The organism is Azorhizobium sp. AG788 (assembly GCF_004364705.1).
In the GTDB taxonomy this organism is placed as follows: domain Bacteria; phylum Pseudomonadota; class Alphaproteobacteria; order Rhizobiales; family Xanthobacteraceae; genus Azorhizobium; species Azorhizobium caulinodans.
This window is the reverse complement of sequence record NZ_SOBM01000002.1, coordinates 624,773-646,150: the sequence shown is the minus strand read 5'-3', so window position 1 is coordinate 646,150 and position 21,378 is coordinate 624,773. Positions and strand designations below refer to the sequence as shown.

Here is a 21,378-nt window from a genome sequence, read left to right as displayed (position 1 = left end):
CTGATGACGTGTGCTAGAAGCCTGGCCGCTGGACAGTCCAAGGAGAGTACCGGACCATGAGTGCCACCCGCGTCGAAACTGACACTTTCGGCCCCATCGAGGTGCCGGCGGACCGTTATTGGGGCGCGCAGGCGCAGCGATCCTACGGCAATTTCAAGATCGGCTGGGAACGCCAGCCGCTTCCGGTCGTCCGCGCTCTCGGCATCGTGAAGCGCGCCGCCGCCGAGGCCAACCGTGACCTCGGCAAGCTGGACGGCAAGATCGCCGACGCCATAGTCGCGGCCGCCCAGGAAGTGATCGACGGCAAGCTCGACGACCATTTCCCGCTGGTGGTCTGGCAGACCGGCTCGGGCACCCAGTCCAACATGAACGCGAACGAGGTCATCTCGAACCGCGCCATCGAGATGCTGGGCGGCGAGAAGGGCTCCAAGAAGCCCGTGCACCCGAACGACCACGTCAACATGAGCCAGTCGTCCAACGACACCTATCCGACGGCGATGCATGTCGCCTGCTCGGAGGAGATCGTGCACCGGCTGCTTCCCGCCCTGAAGACGCTGCACGGCGCCCTCGACGCCAAGGCGAAGCAGTGGGCCTCGATCATCAAGATCGGCCGCACGCACACGCAGGACGCAACCCCGCTGACGCTCGGCCAGGAATTCTCCGGCTATGCCAAGCAGGTGGAAAACGGCATCGCCCGCATCGAATCCACCCTCCCTGCGCTGATGCAGCTCGCCCAGGGCGGCACGGCGGTCGGTACCGGCCTCAATGCACCGGTGGGCTTTGCCGAGAAGGTGGCCGAGAAGATCGCCGCCATCACCGGCCTGCCCTTCACCACCGCTCCGAACAAGTTCGAGGCGCTCGCCGCCCATGACGCCATGGTGTTCTCGCACGGCGCCATCAACACGGTGGCCGCCTCGCTGTTCAAGATCGCCAACGACATCCGCTTCCTCGGCTCGGGTCCGCGCTCCGGCCTCGGCGAGCTGGCCCTGCCGGAGAACGAGCCCGGCTCGTCCATCATGCCGGGCAAGGTGAACCCGACCCAGTGCGAGGCGCTGACGCAGGTTTGCGTGCAGGTGTTCGGCAACAACGCCGCGCTCACCTTCGCCGGCAGCCAGGGCCATTTCGAGCTGAACGTGTTCAACCCGGTGATGGCCTACAACTTCCTGCAGTCGGTGCGCCTGATCGCGGATGCGGCGGTGAGCTTCACCGAGCACTGCGTGGTCGGCATCGAGCCGCGCGAGGACAACATCAAGGCGGGCCTCGAGCGCTCCCTGATGCTGGTCACCGCGCTGGCGCCGAAGATCGGCTATGACGCGGCCGCCAAGATCGCCAAGACCGCCCACAAGAACGGCACCACGCTGCGCGAGGAAGCGGTCGGCGGCGGCTATGTGACGAACGAGGAGTTCGACGCGGTCGTCCGTCCGGAGAACATGATCTCTCCCGGCTGATCCGTTTCAGGCCGATTGCGTTCATGGGGGTGCGGCGCCGGTCGCCGCACCCCTTTTTCGTCTCATGTTCCGGAAGCGCGTCATGGCCAGCCTGCCCGACCATCTCGAATCCGTTGCCATCGACGATCTGCACCCCACCCAGCTCACGTTGGGGATGCAGGAGGTCGCCCGGCGGGCCAAGAAAATGATGGCCATGGGCGAAGAGGAGGCCGAGGCGCTCTTCCGCAAGAAGCCGATCCCCTGCGTGCGCGGGCCCGGCAACCAGCTCTATCTGATCGATCACCATCATCTCTGCCGCGCCGCTCTGATGGCCGGCTTCAAGGAGGTGTATCTGGACCTGTCCCGCCAGGCGGACTGGTCCCATCTCGACCGCACCGCCTTCTGGGAAGAGATGGAGCGCGAGGGCAATTGCTGGCCCATTGATGCCGACGGCAACCGGCGGCCCTATGCCCGCATTCCGAACCATGTGCGCGACCTCACGGACAATCCGTGGCGCACGCTCGCCCGCTCGGTGCGCGGCCCCGCCTTCCGGGACGATGACGAGACGCCGTTCAAGGAATTCATGTGGGGCGAGTATTTCCGCTCGTTCATGTCGAAGCGTCTGATCGAGACCGATTTCGATCTCGCCCGCGACCTCGCCATCAAGCTCGCCCGTCTCGACGAGGCCCAGGACCTGCCCGGCTATCTCGGCGACACGTCCAGGGACTGACGCGCCGGCCCCGGCTCGTGCCAGAGGCGCTCGCGGCGCGGCGCGTGCGATTCTCAAAACCTCAAAACAAGATGGTGGGGTGTATGCCCTGCCTCCATGCGTGCCGCCGGGGTGTCGAGGTGCACCGTCGGCTGTTTGCCACCGAGCACCGGGTAGGCCGGCGGGCAAGTCCGCGCCGCTGCCCACGCAGGGAATTTGCCGCTGCGGAAGATCGGGCGCGTGCTTATTCTTGCGGCGCAAAAAATATGCAGGCAGTCTTCCAAGATGAATTAAAAATAGCACCACATTGGAAATGAATGCCCGATGATGGTTTTTATCTGCACTTATCGTGGGCACTTACCGTCGATAGCTTGCTGTGCATGAGAGCGCCAAGCTGGCGCTACGACGGATGGCTTGCGAGGGTGCCGGGCAAAAGCGACGGCCAACGTTCGCAACAAAACACGGGGGACGCCATGAGCTACGCAAATCTTCCCATGACCTGGAAGGTGGTGGTTCTGCTCGCGTTGCTGGGGGTGATCAGCCTCGGCGGCGCGCTCTATTCCACCTCCACCATGTCCAGCATCGACAGCGCATACGGCGAGCTGGCGGACGGTCCGCAGACCGCCATCAACAAGATCGCCCGTTCGGCCCGTTCGGCGGCGACCGTCAGCACGGACATCATGCGCGCCATCATCTCCACCTCGGACGATGACAATGTGAAAGCGGCTGCCGCCCTGAAGGCTTCCATGAAGCGCTTCGGCGAACTGATGGACGAAGGCGCGGACGCCGTGCCGAACAAGCGCGCCGAGATCACCCAGTTGCGCGACCGGCTCACCACCGTCGTCGCCAATGAGTGCGGGGAGGTGGTCCGGATCGCCACCACCGAGACCTCGCTCGATTCCATCGCCCGCGCCGGTGCGCTCATGTCGGCGCGCTGCGAACCGGCCATCAATGCGGTGATCGCCGCCACCGTCGAGTTCAATGGCAAGCTCACCGCCGAAAGCAATGCCATCCGCGCGACGCTCCAGGCGCAGACCCGCCACTCGGCCCTGGTGACGTTGCTTGGCATCGCCGGCGCCACCCTCGCCATGATCGCCGTGGCGATCCTGCTGGTGCGCAGCGGCATCGTCGCTCCGATCCGCACCATGATGGGCGCCATGGCCGACATGGGGCAGGGCAAGCTCGGCACCCCGGTCGCCGGCACCACCCGCAAGGATGAGATCGGCGCCATGGCGACCTCGCTCGAGCATCTGCGCGGCCAGCTCTCCGAGGCGGAGGTTCTGCGCCGGGCCCAGCAGGAGCGCGAAGAGGTGGAGCGCCAGACCATGGTCCGGCGCGAGGCGCTGGCCCAGAATTTCGTCGCCCGCATGAAGGAGCTCGCCTCCAGCTTCGCGGGCTCGTCCGGCGAGGTGGCACACGCCGCCCGCGATCTGTCCGCTTCGGCCGACCAGACCGCGCAGCAGGCGCAGGCCGTGGCTGCGGCCGCCGAGCAGGCCGCGACCAATGTGCAGACCGTTGCGGCCTCTTCGGAGGAACTGGCCGCCTCGGTGCGGGAGATCACGGCGCAGGTGAGCCATTCGGCCACGGTCGCGGATCTCGCCTTCCGCGAGGCCGATGCCTCCAACCAGCGGATCAGCGAACTCGCTAGGGCGGCGGCGGACATCGGCGAGGTCATCAACCTCATCAAGTCCATCGCCGACCAGACCAACCTGCTGGCTCTCAACGCCACCATCGAGGCCGCCCGTGCCGGCGACGCGGGCAAGGGCTTCGCGGTCGTCGCCTCGGAGGTGAAGGAACTGGCCTCCCAGACCGCCAAGGCCACCAGCGACATCTCGCAGAAGGTGGAGGAGATCCAGTCCGCCACCAACGGCACGGTGGCCTCCATGGCGGAGATCATCCGGGTGGTGACCAACATCAAGGAGATCTCCTCGGCCATCTCCGGCTCGGTGGCGCAGCAGGGCGAAGCGACGGGCGAGATCGCCCAGAACTGCCAGCAGGCGTCCACGGGCACGCAGGAAGTGACCGACAACATCACCGGCGTCGGCCGGGCCGCGCAGGCGACGGGGGCGGCCTCCAACCAGTTGCTCAGCCTCTCGCAGGGTCTCTCGGCCCAGGCGACGGACTTGCGGTCGGTGGTGGAGACCTTCGTCCGCGACCTTAACGCGGCGTGAGATCCGGAGCGGCGTGCGGGCGCGCGCCGCTCACTCCGGCCAGCCGCCGGGCATGGCCCCGGTGGCGGCAAGGTCCAGCTTGGCCCGGCGGGGCAGGGCCTTGATGCGCAGTTCTGCCCTGAGCGCGGCGCCACGCGAGGCGAAGGGACGCGACCAGAGTAGGCGCTTCACGCCGCCATGCCCGCGCACATAGCGTGCGCCCTTGGGCGTCGCGTGGTCGCGCATCCGCCGCTCCACATCGATCGCCACCCCGCAATAAAGCGAGCCGTCGCCACATTCGACGAGATAGGCGGACCAGGGGCAGGGCAGCGTGGAAGAATCGGACATGTCGCAAGGGGCTGAAGGCGGGGCGGATGGCGTCCTGTTTGTGCCATCGGGTGCGGCGTGGTTCCAGTCACGCAGGGGCGTTATAAGGGGCAGCCGTTCGTGTCCCAGGGAGACGCCCATGTCCGCCTCGCGCCTTGCCACCCGCCTCCGCCTGCCGGTCCTTCTGCTGACCCTCGGGCTGGCCCTCGGTGGGTGCGGCATCAACGGCATTCCCACCGCCGAGGAACAGGCCAAGGCGAAGTGGAGCGACGTGCTGAACCAGTACCAGCGCCGTTCCGACCTCATCCCCAATCTCGTGGAGACGGTGAAGGGCTACGCCCAGCAGGAGAAGGACGTGCTGACGCAGGTGGTCGAGGCCCGCGCCAAGGCGACCTCCGTGCGCGTCGATGCCTCCACCATCACAGATCCCGCACAGTTCAAGCAGTTCCAGGATGCCCAGACCCAGCTTTCCGGCGCCCTCGGGCGGCTGCTGGCGGTGAGCGAGGCTTATCCGGACCTGAAGTCGAACCAGAACTTCCTCGCGCTCCAGTCGCAGATCGAAGGGACGGAGAATCGCATCGCCGTCGCACGTCGCGACTATATCGAGGCGGTGCGCGTCTATAACACCGAGCTCAAGACCTTCCCCGGCGCCATCTGGGCCTCGACGCTCTACCGCAACAACAAGCCCATGGAGACCTTCACCATCTCCGAGCAGCAGATGCAGGTGCCCAAGGTGAAGTTCTGAGCGGGCGGTACGCGCCATGAGCCGGCCCCGCATGAACCCGCCCGCCGCCTTCCCGCGCCGCCCGCTGCGCGTTCCGGGGCCGCTGGCGGGCATCTTGATCCTGCTCGCGGCAGTTCTCGTCGCCGTGGCAGCGCCGGCCTTGGCGGATCTCTCCTTTCCGGCACTCAGCGGGCGGGTGGTGGACGCGGCAAACGTCCTGCCCGCCACCACGCGGGCCATGCTCGACGGCAAGCTCGCCGCGCAGGAGGCCAAGGCCAGCGATCAGTTCGTGGTGGCCACCGTGCCCTCTCTGCAGGGCACCTCGATCGAGGACTATGCCAACCGCCTGTTCCGCTTCTGGAAGCTGGGACAGGAGAAGAAGAACAACGGCGTGCTGCTGCTGGTGGCGCCGAACGAGCGCAAGGTACGCATCGAGGTGGGTTATGGGCTCGAAGGCATCCTGACCGATGCGGTCGCCAGCACCATCATCCAGACCACCATCCTGCCAGCCTTCCGCAAGGGCGACATGCCGGCCGGCATCGTGGCCGGCGCCGAGGCGGTGCTGGAAATCCTCAATCTCGATCCCGAGGAGGCCCGCCAGCGGGCGGCCGGCGCCCCGGCAACGGCGGTGGGCGACGACGGGATGGTGCTGTTCGTCATCTTCGTGATTCTTGTCGTGGTGATCCTTCTGATCATCTGGTTCGGCGGCGGCCGGGGGCGTGGTTTCTCCGTCGGCAGCGGCGTGGGCGCCTCCTCCTCGAGCTGGCGCTGGGAGAGCAGCGGGGGCGGCGGCAGTTCGAGCGGGGGCTTCTCCGGCGGGGGCGGCTCGTCCGGCGGCGGCGGCGCTTCGGGAGGATGGTGATGACCCCTGTGCTCGATCACGCCGCGCGCGAGCGCATCCTCGCCGCCGTCCGCGCCGCCGAGGCGCAGACCAGCGCGGAAATCCGGGTGGTGGTGCTCTCCCGCCCGCTCATCCGCCATACCTTCTATCCGGTGCTCTGGGCGGCGCTGGCTGCGCTCGCTCTGCCCTGGCTGCTGGTGCTGGCGGTGCCGCTGCGCCCCATTCCGCTGTTGGCGGTGCAGGGCCTCATCTTCCTCGCGCTTCTGGCCCTGCTGTCGGTGCCGGCGCTCGCCCGCCGCACCGTTCCGCCGGCCGTGAGACGGGCTGCGGCGCGGGCGGCGGCGCTCGACCGATTCTTGGCCCTCGGCATCCATCTCACTGAGTCCCGGACCGGACTCATGATTCTTGCTGCTGCGCCGGACCGCCTCATCGAGGTGGTGGCGGACGAGACCATCCTCGCAAAACTGGGCCCCGGCGTTTGCGAGGAGGTCTGTGCGGTGGTATCGAAAGCGGCGGCGGACGGCGATCTTTCCGGTGCCTTGGCAGCCGGCGTTAACCAAGCCGGCATAAGGCTTTCCGAAACCTTTCCCGCGAGCGCGCAGGACCGCAACGAACTGCCCGATCATGTGATCTTCGCGTGAGCGCGATTGCATGGCTGGAGTGCGCGGAAAATAAGCGCTGGCGGCATCTCGGCCCTTGACGCGGGGCAGGGGGGACGCTAGACACCACCCACTTTCGCGGCAGGCGTCGGTGTCCCAACGCGATCGGAGTGGCAGTCTTGAGCAACATCCTGCGGGATGGGTTCAGTCAGGCCCCGATCGGTTCACCGATACGCTGCCAGGTACAGCACTGAGAAAGTCAGGTGCACGATCGCGGCGCCGGTTCCCGAAAGGGGATTGAGTTTCGTGATCCTCTGTCGCGAACGGGCGCGCCCGCTGTGACCAGCAGCGGACAGCGCTTTTCGTTCGTGGTCCCGCCGATGGGAATTTTCCCGCCGGCGCGAATTTTTCGTTGGCGACCTCGGTCGCCGAACCGTTGCGGTCCGTAAGGGGCGCGAAACATTGGATGCGGCGCAAGCCGCAGGTCAGGACGAGGCGAAGGCTACATGCCGACGATCAACCAGCTGATCCGGAAGCCGCGGGAAGCGCAGAAGGCCCGGGACAAGGCACCCGCTCTTCAGTCGAGCCCGCAGAAGCGCGGCGTGTGCACCCGCGTCTACACCACGACCCCGAAGAAGCCGAACTCGGCGCTTCGTAAGGTCGCCAAGGTGCGGCTGACCAACAGCTACGAAGTGATCGGCTATATCCCCGGCGAAGGTCACAACCTTCAGGAGCACTCCGTGGTCATGATCCGCGGCGGCCGCGTGAAGGACCTTCCGGGTGTGCGCTATCACATCCTGCGTGGCGTTCTGGATACCCAGGGCGTGAAGAACCGTAAGCAGCGTCGTTCGAAGTACGGCGCGAAGCGGCCGAAGTGATAAGGGGAGCCTGAACAATGTCTCGTCGTCACAAGGCTGAGCGTCGCGAAGTCATTCCGGACGCCAAGTTCGGCAACATCATCGTGTCGCGCTTCATGAATTCCATCATGCGCGACGGCAAGAAGTCGGTCGCCGAGAGCATCGTCTACGGTGCGCTCGACGTGGTCGAAGCCAAGGCCAAGAGCAATCCGCTGGATCTGTTCGTGACCGCGCTCGAGAACGTCGCTCCCGCCGTGGAAGTGCGGTCCCGCCGCGTCGGCGGCGCCACCTACCAGGTGCCCGTCGAAGTGCGCACCGAGCGTCGCCAGACCCTCGCGATCCGCTGGCTCATCGCCTCGGCCCGTGCCCGCAACGAGAAGACCATGGTGGAGCGTCTCTCCGCCGAACTGCTCGATGCGGCCAACAATCGCGGCAACGCCGTGAAGAAGCGCGAAGACACGCACCGGATGGCGGAAGCCAACCGCGCCTTCTCGCACTACCGCTGGTGATCGGAGAGGACCTCAGTCATGCCGCGTACGCACGCCATCGAGGACTACCGCAATTTCGGCATCATGGCCCACATTGATGCCGGAAAGACCACGACCACGGAGCGGATCCTCTATTACACCGGCAAGAGCCACAAGATCGGCGAAGTCCATGATGGCGCTGCCACCATGGATTGGATGACGCAGGAGCAGGAGCGTGGCATCACGATCACTTCTGCTGCGACGACCGCCTTCTGGTCGGGCAAGCGCCTGAACATCATCGACACCCCCGGGCACGTGGACTTCACCATCGAAGTCGAACGCTCCCTGCGCGTGCTCGACGGTGCGGTGTGCGTGCTGGACGGCAACCAGGGCGTTGAGCCCCAGACGGAAACCGTCTGGCGCCAGGCCGACAAGTACAACGTCCCGCGCATCGTGTTCGTCAACAAGATGGACAAGACCGGCGCGGACTTCTACCGCTGCGTCGAGATGATCATCGACCGCGTGGCCGGCAACCCCGTGTGCTGCCAGCTGCCGATCGGCTCCGAGAACAACTTCAAGGGCATCATCGACCTGGTGCGCATGAAGGCGGTCGTGTGGGAAGACGAGGCGCTCGGCGCCAAGTTCCACGACGAGGAGATCCCCGCCGATCTCGCCGACAAGGCCGCTGAATATCGCAACAAGCTGGTCGAGGCCGCCGTCGAGCTCGACGACGATGCCATGGCCGCCTATCTCGACGGCCAGGAGCCGGACGAGGCGACGCTGAAGCGCCTGATCCGTCTCGCGGTCGTCGGCCGCAAGTTCAACCCGGTCTTCTGCGGCTCGGCGTTCAAGAACAAGGGCGTGCAGCCCCTGCTCGACGCCGTCGTGGACTATCTGCCGAGCCCCATCGATCGCGGCGCGATCAAGGGTATCGACTTCAAGACCGAGGAAGAGACGGTTCGCAAGCCTTCGGACGAGGAGCCCCTGTCGGTGCTCGCGTTCAAGATCATGGACGACCCGTTCGTCGGCACCATCACCTTCTGCCGCATCTATTCGGGTGTGATGGAAGCGGGCATGGGCCTCCTCAACTCGACCCGCGACAAGCGCGAGCGCGTCGGCCGCATGCTGCTCATGCATGCGAACAACCGGGAAGACATCAAGGAAGCCTATGCGGGTGACATCGTCGCCCTGGCCGGCCTCAAGGAAGTGCGCACCGGCGATACGCTGTGCGACCCCGCGAAGGCCGTGATCCTGGAGAAGATGGAATTCCCCGAGCCGGTCATCGAGATCGCGATCGAGCCGAAGTCCAAGGCCGACCAGGAGAAGCTCGGCATCGCGCTTTCCAAGCTCGCCGCCGAAGATCCGTCCTTCCGCGTGTCGACCGACCACGAGAGCGGCCAGACCATCCTCAAGGGGATGGGCGAACTGCACCTCGACATCAAGGTCGACATCCTGAAGCGCACCTACAAGGTGGACGCCAACATCGGCGCTCCGCAGGTCGCCTATCGTGAGACCCTCACGAAGAAGACCGAGGTGGACTACACCCACAAGAAGCAGACCGGTGGTACCGGCCAGTTCGCGCGGGTCAAGTTCACGGTGGAGCCGAACGAGGCCGGCAAGGGCTTCGAGTTCGAAAGCGCCATCATCGGCGGCGCGGTGCCGAAGGAGTACATCCCGGGCGTCCAGAAGGGCCTCGAGAGCGTGCTCGGCGCGGGTGTCATCGCCGGCTTCCCGGTGGTGGACGTCAAGGTGACGCTCACCGACGGCGCCTTCCACGAAGTCGACTCGTCGGCCCTGGCCTTCGAAATCGCCTCTCGTGCCGGCTTCCGTGAAGCCCTGCAGAAGGGCGGCTCGGTTCTGCTCGAGCCGATCATGAAGGTCGAGGTCGTGACCCCCGAGGATTACACGGGTTCGGTCATCGGCGACCTCAACTCCCGTCGCGGCCAGATCCAGGGCCAGGACATGCGCGGCAACGCGAATGTCGTGAACGCCATGGTCCCGCTGGCGAACATGTTCGGTTACGTGAACACCCTGCGCTCCTTCAGCCAGGGCCGCGCGACCTTCACCATGCAGTTCGACCACTACGAGCAGGTGCCGTCGAACGTCGCTCAGGAGGTTCAGGCGAAATACGCCTGAACTTCTTAAGTCCTTATCGTTTTCGCAAGAAATCACCGCCAGAGAGACCCAACGGAGAGTCCCATGGCCAAAGCTAAGTTTGAACGTAACAAGCCGCACTGCAACATTGGCACCATCGGCCACGTTGACCACGGCAAGACCTCTCTGACGGCCGCGATCACGAAGGTGCTCGCCGAGACGTCGGGTGGCGCGACCTTCACCGCCTACGACCAGATCGACAAGGCGCCGGAAGAGAAGGCGCGCGGCATCACGATCTCGACGGCGCACGTCGAGTACGAGACGCAGAACCGCCACTATGCGCACGTGGACTGCCCCGGCCACGCCGACTATGTGAAGAACATGATCACCGGCGCGGCGCAGATGGACGGCGCGATCCTGGTGGTGTCCGCCGCCGACGGCCCGATGCCGCAGACCCGCGAGCACATCCTGCTCGCCCGTCAGGTCGGCGTGCCGGCTCTGGTGGTGTTCCTGAACAAGTGCGACATGGTCGATGATCCGGAGCTTCTTGAGCTGGTCGAGCTCGAGGTCCGCGAGCTTCTGTCCAAGTACGACTTCCCCGGCGACGACATCCCGATCGTGCGCGGCTCTGCCCTGTGCGCGCTCGAGAACAAGTCTCCCGAGCTCGGCGCCGAAGCCATCCTGAAGCTGATGGCCGAGGTGGACAAGTACATCCCGCAGCCGGAGCGTCCGGTTGACCAGCCCTTCCTGATGCCGATCGAAGACGTGTTCTCGATCTCCGGCCGCGGCACCGTGGTGACCGGCCGTGTCGAGCGCGGCATCGTGAAGGTGGGCGACGAAGTCGAGATCGTCGGCATCCGTCCGACGGTGAAGACCACCGTCACCGGCATCGAGATGTTCCGCAAGCTGCTCGACCAGGGCCAGGCCGGCGACAACGTCGGCGTGCTGCTGCGCGGCACGAAGCGCGAGGACGTGGAGCGTGGCCAGGTGGTGTGCAAGCCGGGTTCGGTGAAGCCGCACACCAAGTTCAAGGCCGAAGCCTACATCCTGACGAAGGAAGAGGGCGGCCGTCACACGCCGTTCTTCACCAACTACCGCCCGCAGTTCTACTTCCGCACGACGGACGTGACCGGCGTGGTGACGCTGCCCGAAGGCACCGAGATGGTGATGCCGGGCGACAACATCTCGGTGGACGTGCAGCTGATCGTCCCGATCGCGATGGAAGAGAAGCTCCGCTTCGCCATCCGTGAGGGCGGCCGCACCGTCGGCGCCGGCGTCGTCGCCTCCATCATCGAGTGAAACAATAAGAAACGGGGCCGCGCCGCCAGCGCGGCGCGTCCCTCTTTTTCTTGGAGCCCTTGAGCCATGAACGGCCAGAACATTCGGATCCGCCTTAAGGCGTTCGATCACCGCATCCTCGATGCGTCGACCCGCGAGATCGTCGCCACGGCCAAGCGCACTGGCGCGCAGGTGCGCGGCCCGATTCCGCTGCCGACGCGGATCGAGAAGTTCACCGTCAATCGCTCTCCGCACATCGATAAGAAGTCGCGCGAGCAGTTTGAGATGCGTACTCACAAGCGGTTGCTCGATATCGTCGATCCGACTCCCCAGACCGTGGACGCGCTGATGAAGCTCGACCTCGCCGCTGGCGTCGACGTCGAAATCAAGCTCTGACGTGAGGCGAGGAGACACGACCATGCGGTCAGGCGTCATCGCCCAGAAACTCGGCATGACACGCATCTTCACGGATGCGGGCGAGCATTTGCCGGTCACTGTGCTGAAAGTTGAGAGCTGCCAGGTGGTCGCCCACCGCACGCTCGACAAGAACGGTTACGTCGCGGTCCAGCTCGGTGCTGGCAAGCGCAAGCCGAAGAACACCAACAAGGCCGAGCGCGGGCAGTTCGCCCGGGCCGAGGTCGAGCCCAAGCGCAAGCTCGCGGAATTCCGCGTGGACGCCGACGCTCTGATCCCGGTCGGCGCCGAGATCACGGCTGACCACTTCGTCGTGGGCCAGTATGTGGACGTCACCGGCACCACGATCGGTAAGGGTTTTGCCGGCGGCATGAAGCGGCACAACTTCGGCGGTCTGCGCGCCTCGCACGGCGTGTCGATCTCCCACCGCTCCATCGGTTCGACCGGTGGTCGCCAGGATCCGGGCAAGACCTTCAAGAACAAGAAGATGCCCGGCCACATGGGTGACGTCACCGTCACCACCCAGAACCTGAAGGTCGTGATGACCGACGTCGAGCGCGGCCTCATCGCCGTGGAAGGCGCCGTTCCCGGTCACGCCGGCGGCTGGATCATGGTCCGCGACGCGGTGAAGAAGCGCCTCCCGAGCGAAGCGCCCAAGCCCGGCGCGTTCAAGCTGCGCGAGACCGCTGGCGCTGCCGCGGCCGAAGCCACCAACGAGGAGGGCGCGTGATGGAACTCACCGTCAAGACGCTCGACGGCGCTGAAGCCGGTTCGATCCAGCTTTCGGACGCCATCTTCGGTCTCGAGCCCCGCGCGGACATCCTGCACCGCATGGTGACGTGGCAGCTCGCCCGTCGCCAGGCCGGCACGCACCGCACCAAGGGCCGTTCGGAGATCAACCGCACGTCCAAGAAGCTCTACAAGCAGAAGGGCACCGGCAACGCCCGTCACGGCGCTGCCTCCGCTCCGCAGTTCCGCGGCGGCGGCCGGGCCTTCGGGCCGGTGGTGCGCTCGCACGCTTTCGACCTTCCCAAGAAGGTCCGCGCGCTTGCCCTCAAGCATGCGCTGTCCTCCAAGGCCAAGGCCGAGCAGATCATCGTGCTCGACGCCGCGACCCTGACGGACGCCAAGACCAAGGCTCTGAAGGAGCGTTTCGAGAAGCTCGGCATCGCTTCGGTGCTGGTGGTGGACGGCGAGCAGGTGGCGACCAATTTCGCTCTTGCGGCCCGCAACCTCGCTTCCGTGGACGTGCTGCCTGTGCAGGGCATCAACGTGTACGACATTCTGCGGCGCGACACCCTGGTTCTGACCCGGGCCGCCGTGGACGCGCTGGAGGCGCGCTTCAAATGAGCCCGCAGGCCAACATCGAGCCGCGTCATTACGACGTGATCCGCTCCCCCGTCATCACCGAGAAGGCGACGGCGCAGAGCGAGCAGAACAAGGTGGTCTTCAACGTCGCCGCCGACGCCACCAAGCCTCAGATCAAGGAGGCCGTGGAGAAGCTGTTCGACGTGAAGGTCAAGAGCGTGAACACGCTGGTCCGCAAGGGCAAGGTGAAGATCTTCCGCGGCCGCAAGGGCGTCCAGAGCGATGTCAAGAAGGCCGTGGTGACCCTCGAAGAGGGCCAGCGGATCGACATCACCACGGGCCTGTGAGTGAAGGAACGGAACTAAGACCATGGCGCTGAAGCATTTCAAGCCGGTCACGCCGGGCCTTCGCCAGCTCGTGATCGTGGACCGCTCCGGCCTCTACAAGGGCAAGCCGGTGAAGACGCTGACCGAGGGCAAGAGCTCCTCGGGCGGCCGCAACAACAACGGCCGCATCACGGTCCGCTTCCGTGGCGGCGGTCACAAGCAGACCTACCGTCTGGTGGACTTCAAGCGCGCCAAGCGCGACGTGTCCGCCACCGTGGCGCGTCTGGAGTACGATCCGAACCGCACCGCCTTCATCGCCCTCATCAAGTATGAGGACGGCGAGCTCGCCTACATCCTGGCGCCGCAGCGCCTGGCCGTCGGCGACAAGGTGATTGCGGGCGAGCAGGTGGACGTGAAGCCCGGCAACGCGGCTCCGCTGTCGAACCTGCCGGTCGGCACCATCGTGCACAACGTCGAGATGAAGATCGGCAAGGGCGGCCAGATCGCCCGCTCCGCCGGCTCCTACGCTCAGATCGTTGGCCGCGACCAGGGCTATGTGATCGTTCGCCTGAACTCCGGCGAGCAGCGCCTCATCCACGGCGCCTGCTATGCCACGGTCGGCGCGGTCTCCAACCCGGACCACATGAACACCTCGCTCGGCAAGGCCGGGCGCAGCCGCTGGCTGGGCGTCAAGCCGCATAACCGCGGCGTGACCATGAACCCGGTCGACCATCCGCACGGCGGCGGTGAAGGCCGCACGTCTGGTGGCCGTCATCCTGTCACCCCGTGGGGCAAGCCCACGAAGGGCATGAAGACCCGCTCGAACAAGGCGACCGACAAGTTCATTGTCACGAGCCGTCACAAGCGGAAGAAGTGAGGGCCTAACCTATGTCGAGATCTATCTGGAAAGGCCCGTTCGTCGACGGCTATCTGCTCAAGAAGGCAGATGCGGCGCGCGCTTCGGGTCGCAACGAGACCATCAAGATCTGGAGCCGTCGCTCCACGATCCTTCCCCAGTTCGTTGGCCTTACCTTCGGTGTGTATAACGGGGCGAAGCACGTTCCCGTTTACGTTTCGGAGGACATGGTCGGCCATAAGTTCGGCGAGTTCTCGCCGACCCGTACCTACTACGGGCATGCGGCCGACAAGAAGTCGAAGCGGCGGTGATCAGCCATGGGTAAGCAGGCAACTCCCCGCGCTCTCGCGGACAACGAAGCCAAGGCTGTTGCGCGCAACCTGCGCGTGTCGCCCCAGAAGCTCAACCTTGTCGCGGGCCTGATCCGCGGCAAGAAGGTGTCCACCGCCCTGGCGGATCTCGAGTTCTCCCGCAAGCGCATTGCGCGTGACGTGAAGAAGTGCCTCGAGAGCGCCATCGCGAACGCCGAGAACAACCACGACCTCGACGTGGACGATCTGATCGTCGCCGAGGCGCACGTGGGCAAGGGTTTGGTCATGAAGCGGTTCTCGCCGCGTGCGCGTGGTCGCGCCTCGCGCATCGAGAAGCCCTTCTCCCACATCACCATCGTGGTGCGGGAAGTCGAGGAGCGGGCCTGATGGGTCAAAAGGTCAATCCGGTCGGGCTGCGGCTCGGCATCAACCGCACCTGGGACAGCCGCTGGTTCGCCAATAAGGGCGACTACGGCACGCTGCTCCACGAGGACATCAAGATCCGCCAGATGCTGCTGAAGCAGCTGAAGCAGGCCGCGGTGTCCAAGGTGGTGATCGAGCGTCCGCACAAGAAGTGCCGCGTGACCATCTACTCGGCGCGTCCGGGCGTGGTCATCGGCAAGAAGGGCGCGGACATCGACAAGCTGCGCAAGAAGGTCGCCGACATGACCAAGTCGGAGGTCTTCATCAACATCGTGGAGATCCGCAAGCCGGAAATCGATGCGCGCCTGGTGGCCGAGTCGATCGCCCAGCAGCTGGAGCGCCGCGTGGCTTTCCGTCGCGCCATGAAGCGGGCCGTGCAGTCGGCCATGCGTCTCGGCGCCGAAGGCATCCGCATCAACTGCTCCGGCCGTCTCGGCGGCGCCGAGATCGCGCGTCTGGAGTGGTACCGCGAGGGCCGCGTTCCGCTGCACACCTTGCGTGCGGACGTGGATTATGGCACGGCGACCGCCTTCACCACCTACGGCACCTGCGGTGTCAAGGTGTGGATCTTCAAGGGCGAGATCCTCGAGCACGATCCGATGGCCGTGGACAAGCGCATGACCGCGGAGAGCGAAGGCCCGTCCAGCGGTCGTCCGCCGCGTCGTGACCGTGATCGTGACCGCGATCGCGACCGCGACAGCGCCGCGTGACCGGCTGCAAAAGGAAGGCGATTAAGCCATGCTGCAACCCAAGCGCACGAAGTTCCGCAAGCAGTTCAAGGGCCGTATCCACGGCGTCGCGAAGGGCGGTACGGAACTGAATTTCGGTGAGTTCGGTCTCAAGGCTCTTGAGCCCGAGCGTGTCACCGCCCGCCAGATCGAAGCCGCGCGTCGCGCGCTCACCCGTCACATGAAGCGTGCGGGCCGGGTGTGGATCCGCGTCTTCCCGGACGTGCCCGTCACCTCCAAGCCCACCGAAGTTCGTATGGGTAAGGGCAAGGGCGCCCCGGAATATTGGGCGGCCAAGGTCAAGCCTGGCCGCATCATGTTCGAGATCGACGGCGTGCCGGTCGACCTCGCCCGTGAAGCGCTGACGCTCGCCGCCGCCAAGCTGCCGATCAAGACGCGCTTCATTCAGCGCATCGCCGAGTGAGGGAGAGGCTCATGAAAGCCGAGGACGTTCGGGCCCTCAGCCCCGATCAGCTCGCCGATGAGCTGCTGAAGCTGAAGAAGGAGCAGTTCAACCTGCGTTTCCAGAAGGCCACCGGCCAGATGGAAAACACGGCGCGCTCCAAGGAGATCCGTCGCGACATCGCCCGGATCAAGACGGTGCAGAACGCCAAGCGCGTCGCTGCTGCCAACGTGAAGTGAGGGTGAGCGATGCCGAAGCGCGTGCTCCAGGGCGTCGTGGTGAGCGACAAGCAGGACAAGACCGTAGTGGTCCGGGTGGAGCGTCGCTTCACCCATCCGCTGCTGAAGAAGACCGTTCGTCGGTCCAAGAAGTATCACGCCCATGACGAGGCCAACACCTGGTCCATCGGCGATACCGTCTGGATCGAGGAGCATCGGCCTCTGTCGAAGCTGAAGAACTGGATCGTGGTCCAGGGCGAGAAGCGCGCCGAGGTCTGATACCGACAGAAGCGGCCGTTCATGGGAACCGCCTGTGCGATTCCTATGGACGGTGAAGCCGTCTCTGTTTATGGAGTGGGGCGCGATTCACTGGGTAGCCGGCAACAGCAACTGTTCCAGCCGTCCCATTCGCGTTTCAGGACAACGCTCCGGTGCTGGGTCCGTCGCATTCGTGCCTCCCGTTCAGGAGGTCCGGATCGAGTGGAGACCGCATCGCGGCGGCAACCGTGTTCCGATGAGCGGGCACGGCAGTGTGGACGAGCAATGCCGTTAAATCGGCGGCGCTGGATGACGAGAGCAGGTGCGTCATGATCCAGATGCAGACCAATCTCGACGTGGCGGACAATTCCGGTGCGCGTCGCGTCATGTGCATCAAGGTGCTGGGCGGCTCGAAGCGGAAGTATGCTCACGTGGGCGACATCATCGTTGTGTCGGTCAAGGAAGCCATTCCGCGCGGTCGCGTGAAGAAGGGCGATGTGATGAAGGCGGTCGTGGTTCGCACGGCCAAGGACATCCGTCGCGTCGACGGTTCCGTGATCCGCTTCGACCGCAATGCGGCCGTGCTGATCAACAATAACAAGGAACCCGTCGGGACCCGTATCTTCGGGCCGGTTCCGCGCGAGCTGCGCGCGAAGAACCACATGAAGATCATCTCGCTGGCGCCGGAGGTGCTGTGATGGCCGCGAAGATCAAGAAGGGCGACAAGGTCGTCGTCCTCGCCGGCCGCGACAAGGGTCGCACGGGCGAGGTGCTCCAGGTGCTGCCGAAGGAAGAGCGTGCGCTCGTCCGCGGCGTCAACGTTGTGAAGCGTCATCAGCGCCAGACCGCGCAGTCGGAGGGCGGGATCATCTCCAAGGAGGCTCCCATCCACCTCTCGAACATCGCGGTTGCCGACCCCAAGGATGGCAAGCCCACCCGCGTCGGTTTCGAGGTGCTGGACGACGGGCGCAAGGTCCGCGTGGCCAAGCGTTCCGGGGAGAGGATCGATGGCTGAGGCGACTTATACCCCGCGGCTGCGCACCCACTACGATTCCGTGGTGCGCCCCAAGCTGATCGAAGAGTTCGGCTACAAGAACCCCATGCAGGTGCCGGTCATCGAGAAGATCGTCATCAACATGGGCGTGGGCGAAGCCACCGCCGACACCAAGAAGGTGACGACGGCCGCCGCTGACCTCGCGCGCATTGCCGGCCAGAAGCCGGTGCTGACGCGGGCCCGCAAGGCGATCTCGAACTTCAAGCTGCGCGAGAACCAGCCGGTTGGCGCGAAGGTGACCCTTCGCCAGGCGCGCATGTACGAATTCATGGACCGCCTCATCACGGTCGCGCTGCCGCGCGTCCGCGACTTCCGCGGCCTGAACCCGAAGAGCTTCGACGGCCGTGGCAACTACGCCATGGGCATGAAGGAGCACATCGTGTTCCCCGAGATCAACTATGACCAGGTCGAGCAGATCTGGGGCATGGACATCATCGTGTGCACGACGGCGAAGACGGACGACGAGGCGCGGGCTCTGCTGCGCGCCTTCAACTTCCCCTTCCGCCAGTGACAGTATAGAAGGATCGGCGTCCGGCATGGCCGGGCGCCGAACCCTTTCATCTATGTGACGGGTTTTGATTTTCCGGCAGTGGGGATGCGGTGACGCACCTCAGACGCGGAGAACAGGAGCAAGACATGGCGAAAAAGAGCGCGATCGAGACGAACGAGCGTCGCCGCAAGCTCTCCCAGAGCAAGGCGGCGAAGCGCGCAAGTCTGAAGGCGATCGTGAACGACAAGACCCTGCCGATCGAGGAGCGCTTTGCCGCGACCCTCAAGCTCGCGCAGATGCCGCGCAATTCCGCGAAGATCCGCGTGCGCAACCGGTGCGAAGTCACCGGCCGTCCCCGTGCGTTCTATCGCAAGCTGAAGATGAGCCGTGTCGCGCTGCGCGAACTCGGTTCCCAGGGCCTGGTTCCGGGCCTGGTGAAGTCGAGCTGGTGAGGAGAGGCCGATGTCCATCAATGATCCTATCGGCGATCTGATCACCCGCATCCGCAACGCCCAGATGCGCCGCAAGGACAAGACGTCCACGCCGGGTTCGCGTCTGCGCGCCAGCCTCCTGGATGTCCTCCGCGACGAGGGTTACATCCGCGGCTACACCACCACCGACCATGGCAACGGCCGTACCGAGTTCGAGATCGAGCTCAAGTACTTCGACGGCCAGCCGGTGATCCGCGAGATCACCCGCGTGTCCAAGCCCGGCCGCCGCGTCTACGCCTCCGTGAAGGCGCTGCCGCGTGTTGCCAACGGCCTCGGCATTGCCGTGCTGTCCACGCCCCAGGGCGTGATGGCGGATCACGACGCCCGCGACAAGAATGTCGGCGGCGAAGTGCTCTGCACCGTGTTCTGATCGAGCGGCGGAGAGAGAAATGTCGAAGATCGGCAAGCATCCCGTCGCCATTCCCGCCGGCGTCACTGCCAGCGTGGACGGTCAGACGGTCAAGGTGAAGGGCCCCAAGGGCGCCCTCGAAGTGGTGCTCGTGGAAGAGATTCAGGCGTCGCTGGAAGGCGGCGAGCTGAAGATCGCCATGCGCGGCGAAACTCCGCGTCACAAGTCCATGTGGGGCATGTCCCGCACGCTGGTGGCGAACCTGGTCGAAGGCGTGACCAAGGGCTTCGAGAAGAAGCTCGAGATCAACGGCGTCGGCTACAAGGCGGCGGTTGCGGGCAAGAACCTGCAGCTTTCCCTCGGCTACAGCCATGACGTGATCTACCCGATCCCGGAAGGCATCCAGATCGCGGCTCCCAAGCCGACCGAGCTGGTTGTGACCGGCATCAACAAGCAGCAGGTCGGTCAGGTCGCCGCTGAGATCCGTGAGTTCCGCGGCCCCGAGCCTTACAAGGGCAAGGGCGTCAAGTACGCTGGCGAATTCATCTTCCGCAAGGAAGGCAAGAAGAAGTGACGGAGGCGAACCATGGCTAGAGATCTGGAGGCGCTTGAGCGCCGCAAGGCCAAGGTGCGTCGCGCGATCCGCGCCGCGGCCAACGGGCGTCCGCGCCTGTCCGTGCACCGCACCTCGAAGCATATCTACGCGCAGATCATCGATGACGCGAAGGGCGAGACCTTGGTCGCCGCCTCGAGCCTCGAGAAGGACCTGCGTTCCTCGCTCAAGACCGGCGCTGACGTCGAGGCCGCCAAGGCCATCGGCAAGCTGGTCGCTGAGCGGGCCACTGCCAAGGGCGTGACCGCGGTCGTCTTCGACCGTGGCGCTTACATCTATCATGGGCGCGTCAAGGCGCTCGCTGAGGGCGCCCGCGAAGGCGGCCTTCAGTTCTGACGCGAGGACGCAGCGATATGGCCCGTGATCGGGAACACCGCGCAGAGCGCGAGGATCGTGACAACACGTTCGTGGACAAGCTTGTCCACATCAACCGTGTTGCCAAGGTTGTGAAGGGCGGCCGGCGCTTCGGTTTCGCCGCCCTGGTCATCGTCGGTGACCAGAAGGGCCGCGTGGGCTTCGGCCACGGCAAGGCCCGTGAGGTGCCGGAAGCGATCCGCAAGGCCACGGAAAGCGCCAAGCGTGCGCTGATCCGCGTGCCGCTGCGCGAAGGCCGGACCCTGCACCACGACGTGCATGGTCACCACGGCGCCGGCAAGGTCATCCTGCGCGCTGCGCCTGCGGGTACCGGCATCATCGCCGGTGGTCCGATGCGCGCCGTGTTCGAGACCCTCGGCGTCCATGACGTGGTGGCGAAGTCCTTCGGGTCTTCCAACCCCTACAACATGGTTCGTGCCACTTTCGACGCCCTGACCAACCAGGACAGCCCGCGCTCCGTCGCGGCCCGTCGTGGTCTCAAGGTTTCCCAGCTCCAGTCCCGCCGCCGCGTCGAAGACGCCGAAGCGACCGACTGAGCCCGGCCGCATCTGAAAGGATAACGCCATGGCTAAGGCGTCTGAAACCAAGACCGTCACCGTGGAGCAGATCGGTTCGCCGATCCGCCGTCCGGGCGACCAGCGCGCGACGCTGGTGGGCCTCGGGCTGAACAAGCGGCACCGTCGCTCCACCCTCCAGGATACTCCGGCCGTGCGCGGCATGATCGCGAAGGTCCAGCATCTCGTCCGCGTCGTCGCGGACGAGTGAGGGGAAGCGAGATGAAGCTCGACGAAATCAGGGACAACGACGGCGCGCGCAAGAAGCGCATGCGCGTCGGCCGGGGCATCGGCTCCGGCAAGGGCAAGACCGCTGGTCGCGGCGTCAAGGGTCAGAAGGCCCGTACCGGCGTCGCCATCAAGGGCTTTGAAGGTGGTCAGATGCCTCTGCATCGGCGTCTGCCGAAGCGTGGCTTCCACAACATCTTCGCGCTCGACTTCAACGAAGTGTCGCTCGGCCGCATTCAGGCCGCCATCGACGCCGGCAAGCTGGACGCGTCCGCTCCGGTGACGGAGGCCGCCCTCGTGGCGTCCGGCGTCCTGCGCCGCGCCAAGGATGGCGTGCGCGTTCTCGGCAGCGGCGAGCTCAAGGCCAAGGTTGCGCTGGACGTGGCTTATGCCACGAAGTCCGCGACCGAGGCGGTCGAGAAGCTCGGCGGCTCCGTGAAGGTGTCGGTCAAGGCGGAAGCCGCGGAAGCGGTCTGAAGCCTCGCGTATTGGACCGGCCCCGGAGC

Annotated in this window: 32 protein-coding genes; 31 read left to right on the top strand and 1 reads right to left on the bottom strand. The window is 65.5% G+C overall.

All coding sequences use genetic code 11. From position 1 onward, the window contains the following. Positions 1-56 precede the first annotated feature (56 nt). The 3 genes from fumC (at position 57) to DFO45_RS07115 (ending at position 4,307) form a co-directional block, all read left to right on the top strand. Positions 57-1,448: a class II fumarate hydratase gene (fumC, locus tag DFO45_RS07125; protein WP_012171090.1), complete on the top strand. Its 1,392-nt coding sequence runs from the start codon at positions 57-59 to the stop codon at positions 1,446-1,448. A gap of 82 nt (positions 1,449-1,530) precedes the next feature. Next, complete coding sequence (locus DFO45_RS07120; RefSeq protein WP_166657068.1) at positions 1,531-2,157, top strand: ParB-like protein; 627 nt, start codon at positions 1,531-1,533, stop codon at positions 2,155-2,157. Positions 2,158-2,609: 452 nt separating this feature from the next. Next, a complete protein-coding gene (locus DFO45_RS07115; protein ID WP_043879330.1) occupies positions 2,610-4,307 on the top strand; it encodes a HAMP domain-containing methyl-accepting chemotaxis protein in 1,698 nt (565 codons plus the stop codon). 30 nt (positions 4,308-4,337) lie between these two features. Here DFO45_RS07115 and DFO45_RS07110 read toward each other — a convergent pair whose 3' ends face one another. Next, on the bottom strand, positions 4,338-4,634 hold the full coding sequence (locus DFO45_RS07110) for a GIY-YIG nuclease family protein (protein WP_133864311.1): 297 nt from the start codon (positions 4,632-4,634) through the stop codon (positions 4,338-4,340). 118 nt (positions 4,635-4,752) lie between these two features. Between DFO45_RS07110 and DFO45_RS07105 the strand changes: the two genes are divergently transcribed. The 28 genes from DFO45_RS07105 (at position 4,753) to rplO (ending at position 21,349) form a co-directional block, all read left to right on the top strand. Beyond that, on the top strand, positions 4,753-5,358 hold the full coding sequence (locus tag DFO45_RS07105; RefSeq protein WP_133864310.1) for a LemA family protein: 606 nt from the start codon (positions 4,753-4,755) through the stop codon (positions 5,356-5,358). A 31-nt stretch (positions 5,359-5,389) separates the two neighbouring features. Then, the gene (locus tag DFO45_RS07100; RefSeq protein ID WP_133864309.1) at positions 5,390-6,199 is read left to right on the top strand and encodes a TPM domain-containing protein; all 810 of its coding nucleotides are present in this window, start codon (positions 5,390-5,392) and stop codon (positions 6,197-6,199) included. Beyond that, positions 6,199-6,819, top strand: a complete 621-nt coding sequence (locus tag DFO45_RS07095) for a hypothetical protein (RefSeq protein ID WP_133864308.1) — start codon at positions 6,199-6,201, stop codon at positions 6,817-6,819. Before DFO45_RS07100 ends, DFO45_RS07095 begins: the two co-directional genes overlap by 1 nt. 464 nt (positions 6,820-7,283) lie before the next feature. Next, positions 7,284-7,655, top strand: coding sequence for a 30S ribosomal protein S12 (gene rpsL, locus DFO45_RS07090; RefSeq protein ID WP_012171083.1), 372 nt, complete (start codon positions 7,284-7,286; stop codon positions 7,653-7,655). A 17-nt stretch (positions 7,656-7,672) separates the two neighbouring features. Then, positions 7,673-8,143, top strand: a complete 471-nt coding sequence (gene rpsG / locus DFO45_RS07085) for a 30S ribosomal protein S7 (protein ID WP_012171082.1) — start codon at positions 7,673-7,675, stop codon at positions 8,141-8,143. Between the two features lie 18 nt (positions 8,144-8,161). Further along, positions 8,162-10,237: an elongation factor G gene (fusA, locus tag DFO45_RS07080; protein ID WP_012171081.1), complete on the top strand. Its 2,076-nt coding sequence runs from the start codon at positions 8,162-8,164 to the stop codon at positions 10,235-10,237. A 63-nt stretch (positions 10,238-10,300) separates the two neighbouring features. Beyond that, complete coding sequence (gene tuf, locus DFO45_RS07075; RefSeq protein WP_012169411.1) at positions 10,301-11,494, top strand: elongation factor Tu; 1,194 nt, start codon at positions 10,301-10,303, stop codon at positions 11,492-11,494. Positions 11,495-11,560: 66 nt separating this feature from the next. Beyond that, positions 11,561-11,869 carry a 30S ribosomal protein S10 gene (rpsJ, locus tag DFO45_RS07070; RefSeq protein WP_012113701.1) on the top strand — a complete coding sequence of 103 codons (309 nt, stop codon included), beginning with the start codon at positions 11,561-11,563 and terminating at the stop codon, positions 11,867-11,869. A gap of 22 nt (positions 11,870-11,891) precedes the next feature. Continuing rightward, a complete protein-coding gene (gene rplC / locus DFO45_RS07065; protein ID WP_133864307.1) occupies positions 11,892-12,617 on the top strand; it encodes a 50S ribosomal protein L3 in 726 nt (241 codons plus the stop codon). Next, positions 12,617-13,237 (top strand): 50S ribosomal protein L4, encoded by a 621-nt coding sequence (rplD, locus tag DFO45_RS07060; RefSeq protein ID WP_043879327.1) that lies wholly within the window; start codon positions 12,617-12,619, stop codon positions 13,235-13,237. The genes rplC and rplD overlap by 1 nt, the downstream gene beginning before the upstream one ends. Then, positions 13,234-13,542 (top strand): 50S ribosomal protein L23, encoded by a 309-nt coding sequence (locus DFO45_RS07055; protein ID WP_012171078.1) that lies wholly within the window; start codon positions 13,234-13,236, stop codon positions 13,540-13,542. Before rplD ends, DFO45_RS07055 begins: the two co-directional genes overlap by 4 nt. Positions 13,543-13,564: 22 nt before the next feature. Beyond that, the gene (gene rplB / locus DFO45_RS07050; protein ID WP_133864306.1) at positions 13,565-14,398 is read left to right on the top strand and encodes a 50S ribosomal protein L2; all 834 of its coding nucleotides are present in this window, start codon (positions 13,565-13,567) and stop codon (positions 14,396-14,398) included. An 11-nt stretch (positions 14,399-14,409) separates the two neighbouring features. Next, a complete protein-coding gene (gene rpsS, locus DFO45_RS07045) occupies positions 14,410-14,688 on the top strand; it encodes a 30S ribosomal protein S19 (protein WP_012171076.1) in 279 nt (92 codons plus the stop codon). Between the two features lie 6 nt (positions 14,689-14,694). Further along, on the top strand, positions 14,695-15,075 hold the full coding sequence (gene rplV, locus DFO45_RS07040; RefSeq protein ID WP_012171075.1) for a 50S ribosomal protein L22: 381 nt from the start codon (positions 14,695-14,697) through the stop codon (positions 15,073-15,075). Continuing rightward, complete coding sequence (gene rpsC, locus DFO45_RS07035) at positions 15,075-15,821, top strand: 30S ribosomal protein S3 (RefSeq protein ID WP_012171074.1); 747 nt, start codon at positions 15,075-15,077, stop codon at positions 15,819-15,821. The genes rplV and rpsC overlap by 1 nt, the downstream gene beginning before the upstream one ends. Positions 15,822-15,849: 28 nt before the next feature. Continuing rightward, entirely contained in the window at positions 15,850-16,263 is a 414-nt protein-coding gene (gene rplP / locus DFO45_RS07030; RefSeq protein WP_012171073.1) for a 50S ribosomal protein L16, read from the top strand. An 11-nt stretch (positions 16,264-16,274) separates the two neighbouring features. Next, positions 16,275-16,481, top strand: coding sequence for a 50S ribosomal protein L29 (gene rpmC / locus DFO45_RS07025; RefSeq protein ID WP_043879326.1), 207 nt, complete (start codon positions 16,275-16,277; stop codon positions 16,479-16,481). Between the two features lie 9 nt (positions 16,482-16,490). Continuing rightward, a complete protein-coding gene (gene rpsQ / locus DFO45_RS07020; protein ID WP_012171071.1) occupies positions 16,491-16,739 on the top strand; it encodes a 30S ribosomal protein S17 in 249 nt (82 codons plus the stop codon). A gap of 308 nt (positions 16,740-17,047) precedes the next feature. Next, positions 17,048-17,416 (top strand): 50S ribosomal protein L14, encoded by a 369-nt coding sequence (gene rplN / locus DFO45_RS07015; protein ID WP_018390610.1) that lies wholly within the window; start codon positions 17,048-17,050, stop codon positions 17,414-17,416. Beyond that, on the top strand, positions 17,416-17,733 hold the full coding sequence (gene rplX, locus DFO45_RS07010) for a 50S ribosomal protein L24 (RefSeq protein WP_043879325.1): 318 nt from the start codon (positions 17,416-17,418) through the stop codon (positions 17,731-17,733). The genes rplN and rplX overlap by 1 nt, the downstream gene beginning before the upstream one ends. After that, a complete protein-coding gene (gene rplE, locus DFO45_RS07005) occupies positions 17,726-18,283 on the top strand; it encodes a 50S ribosomal protein L5 (protein ID WP_012171068.1) in 558 nt (185 codons plus the stop codon). Before rplX ends, rplE begins: the two co-directional genes overlap by 8 nt. Positions 18,284-18,408: 125 nt before the next feature. Beyond that, positions 18,409-18,714, top strand: coding sequence for a 30S ribosomal protein S14 (rpsN, locus tag DFO45_RS07000; RefSeq protein WP_043879324.1), 306 nt, complete (start codon positions 18,409-18,411; stop codon positions 18,712-18,714). Positions 18,715-18,724: 10 nt separating this feature from the next. Then, positions 18,725-19,123 (top strand): 30S ribosomal protein S8, encoded by a 399-nt coding sequence (rpsH, locus tag DFO45_RS06995; RefSeq protein WP_012171066.1) that lies wholly within the window; start codon positions 18,725-18,727, stop codon positions 19,121-19,123. A gap of 19 nt (positions 19,124-19,142) precedes the next feature. Continuing rightward, positions 19,143-19,676: a 50S ribosomal protein L6 gene (gene rplF / locus DFO45_RS06990; protein WP_012171065.1), complete on the top strand. Its 534-nt coding sequence runs from the start codon at positions 19,143-19,145 to the stop codon at positions 19,674-19,676. 12 nt (positions 19,677-19,688) lie between these two features. Then, positions 19,689-20,051, top strand: a complete 363-nt coding sequence (gene rplR / locus DFO45_RS06985) for a 50S ribosomal protein L18 (protein WP_012171064.1) — start codon at positions 19,689-19,691, stop codon at positions 20,049-20,051. Positions 20,052-20,068: 17 nt separating this feature from the next. Next, a complete protein-coding gene (gene rpsE / locus DFO45_RS06980) occupies positions 20,069-20,626 on the top strand; it encodes a 30S ribosomal protein S5 (RefSeq protein WP_012171063.1) in 558 nt (185 codons plus the stop codon). 28 nt (positions 20,627-20,654) lie between these two features. Then, a complete protein-coding gene (gene rpmD / locus DFO45_RS06975; protein ID WP_012171062.1) occupies positions 20,655-20,855 on the top strand; it encodes a 50S ribosomal protein L30 in 201 nt (66 codons plus the stop codon). An 11-nt stretch (positions 20,856-20,866) separates the two neighbouring features. Continuing rightward, positions 20,867-21,349, top strand: coding sequence for a 50S ribosomal protein L15 (gene rplO, locus DFO45_RS06970; protein ID WP_043879323.1), 483 nt, complete (start codon positions 20,867-20,869; stop codon positions 21,347-21,349). Positions 21,350-21,378: the final 29 nt, after the last annotated feature.

What these genes read in the sequence shown, in the direction of transcription:
- rpsE (WP_012171063.1), top strand. Translation starts at nt 20,069, where the DNA reads ATGGCCCGTGATCGGGAACACCGCGCAGAGCGCGAGGATCGTGACAAC.
- rplC (WP_133864307.1), top strand. Translation starts at nt 11,892, where the DNA reads ATGCGGTCAGGCGTCATCGCCCAGAAACTCGGCATGACACGCATCTTC.
- rplX (WP_043879325.1), top strand. Translation starts at nt 17,416, where the DNA reads ATGGCCGCGAAGATCAAGAAGGGCGACAAGGTCGTCGTCCTCGCCGGC.
- rpmD (WP_012171062.1), top strand. Translation starts at nt 20,655, where the DNA reads ATGGCTAAGGCGTCTGAAACCAAGACCGTCACCGTGGAGCAGATCGGT.
- rpsS (WP_012171076.1), top strand. Translation starts at nt 14,410, where the DNA reads ATGTCGAGATCTATCTGGAAAGGCCCGTTCGTCGACGGCTATCTGCTC.
- rplE (WP_012171068.1), top strand. Translation starts at nt 17,726, where the DNA reads ATGGCTGAGGCGACTTATACCCCGCGGCTGCGCACCCACTACGATTCC.
- rplD (WP_043879327.1), top strand. Translation starts at nt 12,617, where the DNA reads ATGGAACTCACCGTCAAGACGCTCGACGGCGCTGAAGCCGGTTCGATC.
- rpsC (WP_012171074.1), top strand. Translation starts at nt 15,075, where the DNA reads ATGGGTCAAAAGGTCAATCCGGTCGGGCTGCGGCTCGGCATCAACCGC.
- rpsQ (WP_012171071.1), top strand. Translation starts at nt 16,491, where the DNA reads ATGCCGAAGCGCGTGCTCCAGGGCGTCGTGGTGAGCGACAAGCAGGAC.
- rpsN (WP_043879324.1), top strand. Translation starts at nt 18,409, where the DNA reads ATGGCGAAAAAGAGCGCGATCGAGACGAACGAGCGTCGCCGCAAGCTC.
- rpsJ (WP_012113701.1), top strand. Translation starts at nt 11,561, where the DNA reads ATGAACGGCCAGAACATTCGGATCCGCCTTAAGGCGTTCGATCACCGC.
- rplV (WP_012171075.1), top strand. Translation starts at nt 14,695, where the DNA reads ATGGGTAAGCAGGCAACTCCCCGCGCTCTCGCGGACAACGAAGCCAAG.
- DFO45_RS07105 (WP_133864310.1), top strand. Translation starts at nt 4,753, where the DNA reads ATGTCCGCCTCGCGCCTTGCCACCCGCCTCCGCCTGCCGGTCCTTCTG.
- tuf (WP_012169411.1), top strand. Translation starts at nt 10,301, where the DNA reads ATGGCCAAAGCTAAGTTTGAACGTAACAAGCCGCACTGCAACATTGGC.
- DFO45_RS07100 (WP_133864309.1), top strand. Translation starts at nt 5,390, where the DNA reads ATGAACCCGCCCGCCGCCTTCCCGCGCCGCCCGCTGCGCGTTCCGGGG.
- rplO (WP_043879323.1), top strand. Translation starts at nt 20,867, where the DNA reads ATGAAGCTCGACGAAATCAGGGACAACGACGGCGCGCGCAAGAAGCGC.
- DFO45_RS07110 (WP_133864311.1), bottom strand. Translation starts at nt 4,634, where the DNA reads ATGTCCGATTCTTCCACGCTGCCCTGCCCCTGGTCCGCCTATCTCGTC.
- fumC (WP_012171090.1), top strand. Translation starts at nt 57, where the DNA reads ATGAGTGCCACCCGCGTCGAAACTGACACTTTCGGCCCCATCGAGGTG.
- rplP (WP_012171073.1), top strand. Translation starts at nt 15,850, where the DNA reads ATGCTGCAACCCAAGCGCACGAAGTTCCGCAAGCAGTTCAAGGGCCGT.
- DFO45_RS07055 (WP_012171078.1), top strand. Translation starts at nt 13,234, where the DNA reads ATGAGCCCGCAGGCCAACATCGAGCCGCGTCATTACGACGTGATCCGC.
- rplR (WP_012171064.1), top strand. Translation starts at nt 19,689, where the DNA reads ATGGCTAGAGATCTGGAGGCGCTTGAGCGCCGCAAGGCCAAGGTGCGT.
- DFO45_RS07120 (WP_166657068.1), top strand. Translation starts at nt 1,531, where the DNA reads ATGGCCAGCCTGCCCGACCATCTCGAATCCGTTGCCATCGACGATCTG.
- rplF (WP_012171065.1), top strand. Translation starts at nt 19,143, where the DNA reads ATGTCGAAGATCGGCAAGCATCCCGTCGCCATTCCCGCCGGCGTCACT.
- rpsG (WP_012171082.1), top strand. Translation starts at nt 7,673, where the DNA reads ATGTCTCGTCGTCACAAGGCTGAGCGTCGCGAAGTCATTCCGGACGCC.
- DFO45_RS07095 (WP_133864308.1), top strand. Translation starts at nt 6,199, where the DNA reads ATGACCCCTGTGCTCGATCACGCCGCGCGCGAGCGCATCCTCGCCGCC.
- rpsL (WP_012171083.1), top strand. Translation starts at nt 7,284, where the DNA reads ATGCCGACGATCAACCAGCTGATCCGGAAGCCGCGGGAAGCGCAGAAG.
- rpsH (WP_012171066.1), top strand. Translation starts at nt 18,725, where the DNA reads ATGTCCATCAATGATCCTATCGGCGATCTGATCACCCGCATCCGCAAC.
- rpmC (WP_043879326.1), top strand. Translation starts at nt 16,275, where the DNA reads ATGAAAGCCGAGGACGTTCGGGCCCTCAGCCCCGATCAGCTCGCCGAT.
- rplN (WP_018390610.1), top strand. Translation starts at nt 17,048, where the DNA reads ATGATCCAGATGCAGACCAATCTCGACGTGGCGGACAATTCCGGTGCG.
- DFO45_RS07115 (WP_043879330.1), top strand. Translation starts at nt 2,610, where the DNA reads ATGAGCTACGCAAATCTTCCCATGACCTGGAAGGTGGTGGTTCTGCTC.
- fusA (WP_012171081.1), top strand. Translation starts at nt 8,162, where the DNA reads ATGCCGCGTACGCACGCCATCGAGGACTACCGCAATTTCGGCATCATG.
- rplB (WP_133864306.1), top strand. Translation starts at nt 13,565, where the DNA reads ATGGCGCTGAAGCATTTCAAGCCGGTCACGCCGGGCCTTCGCCAGCTC.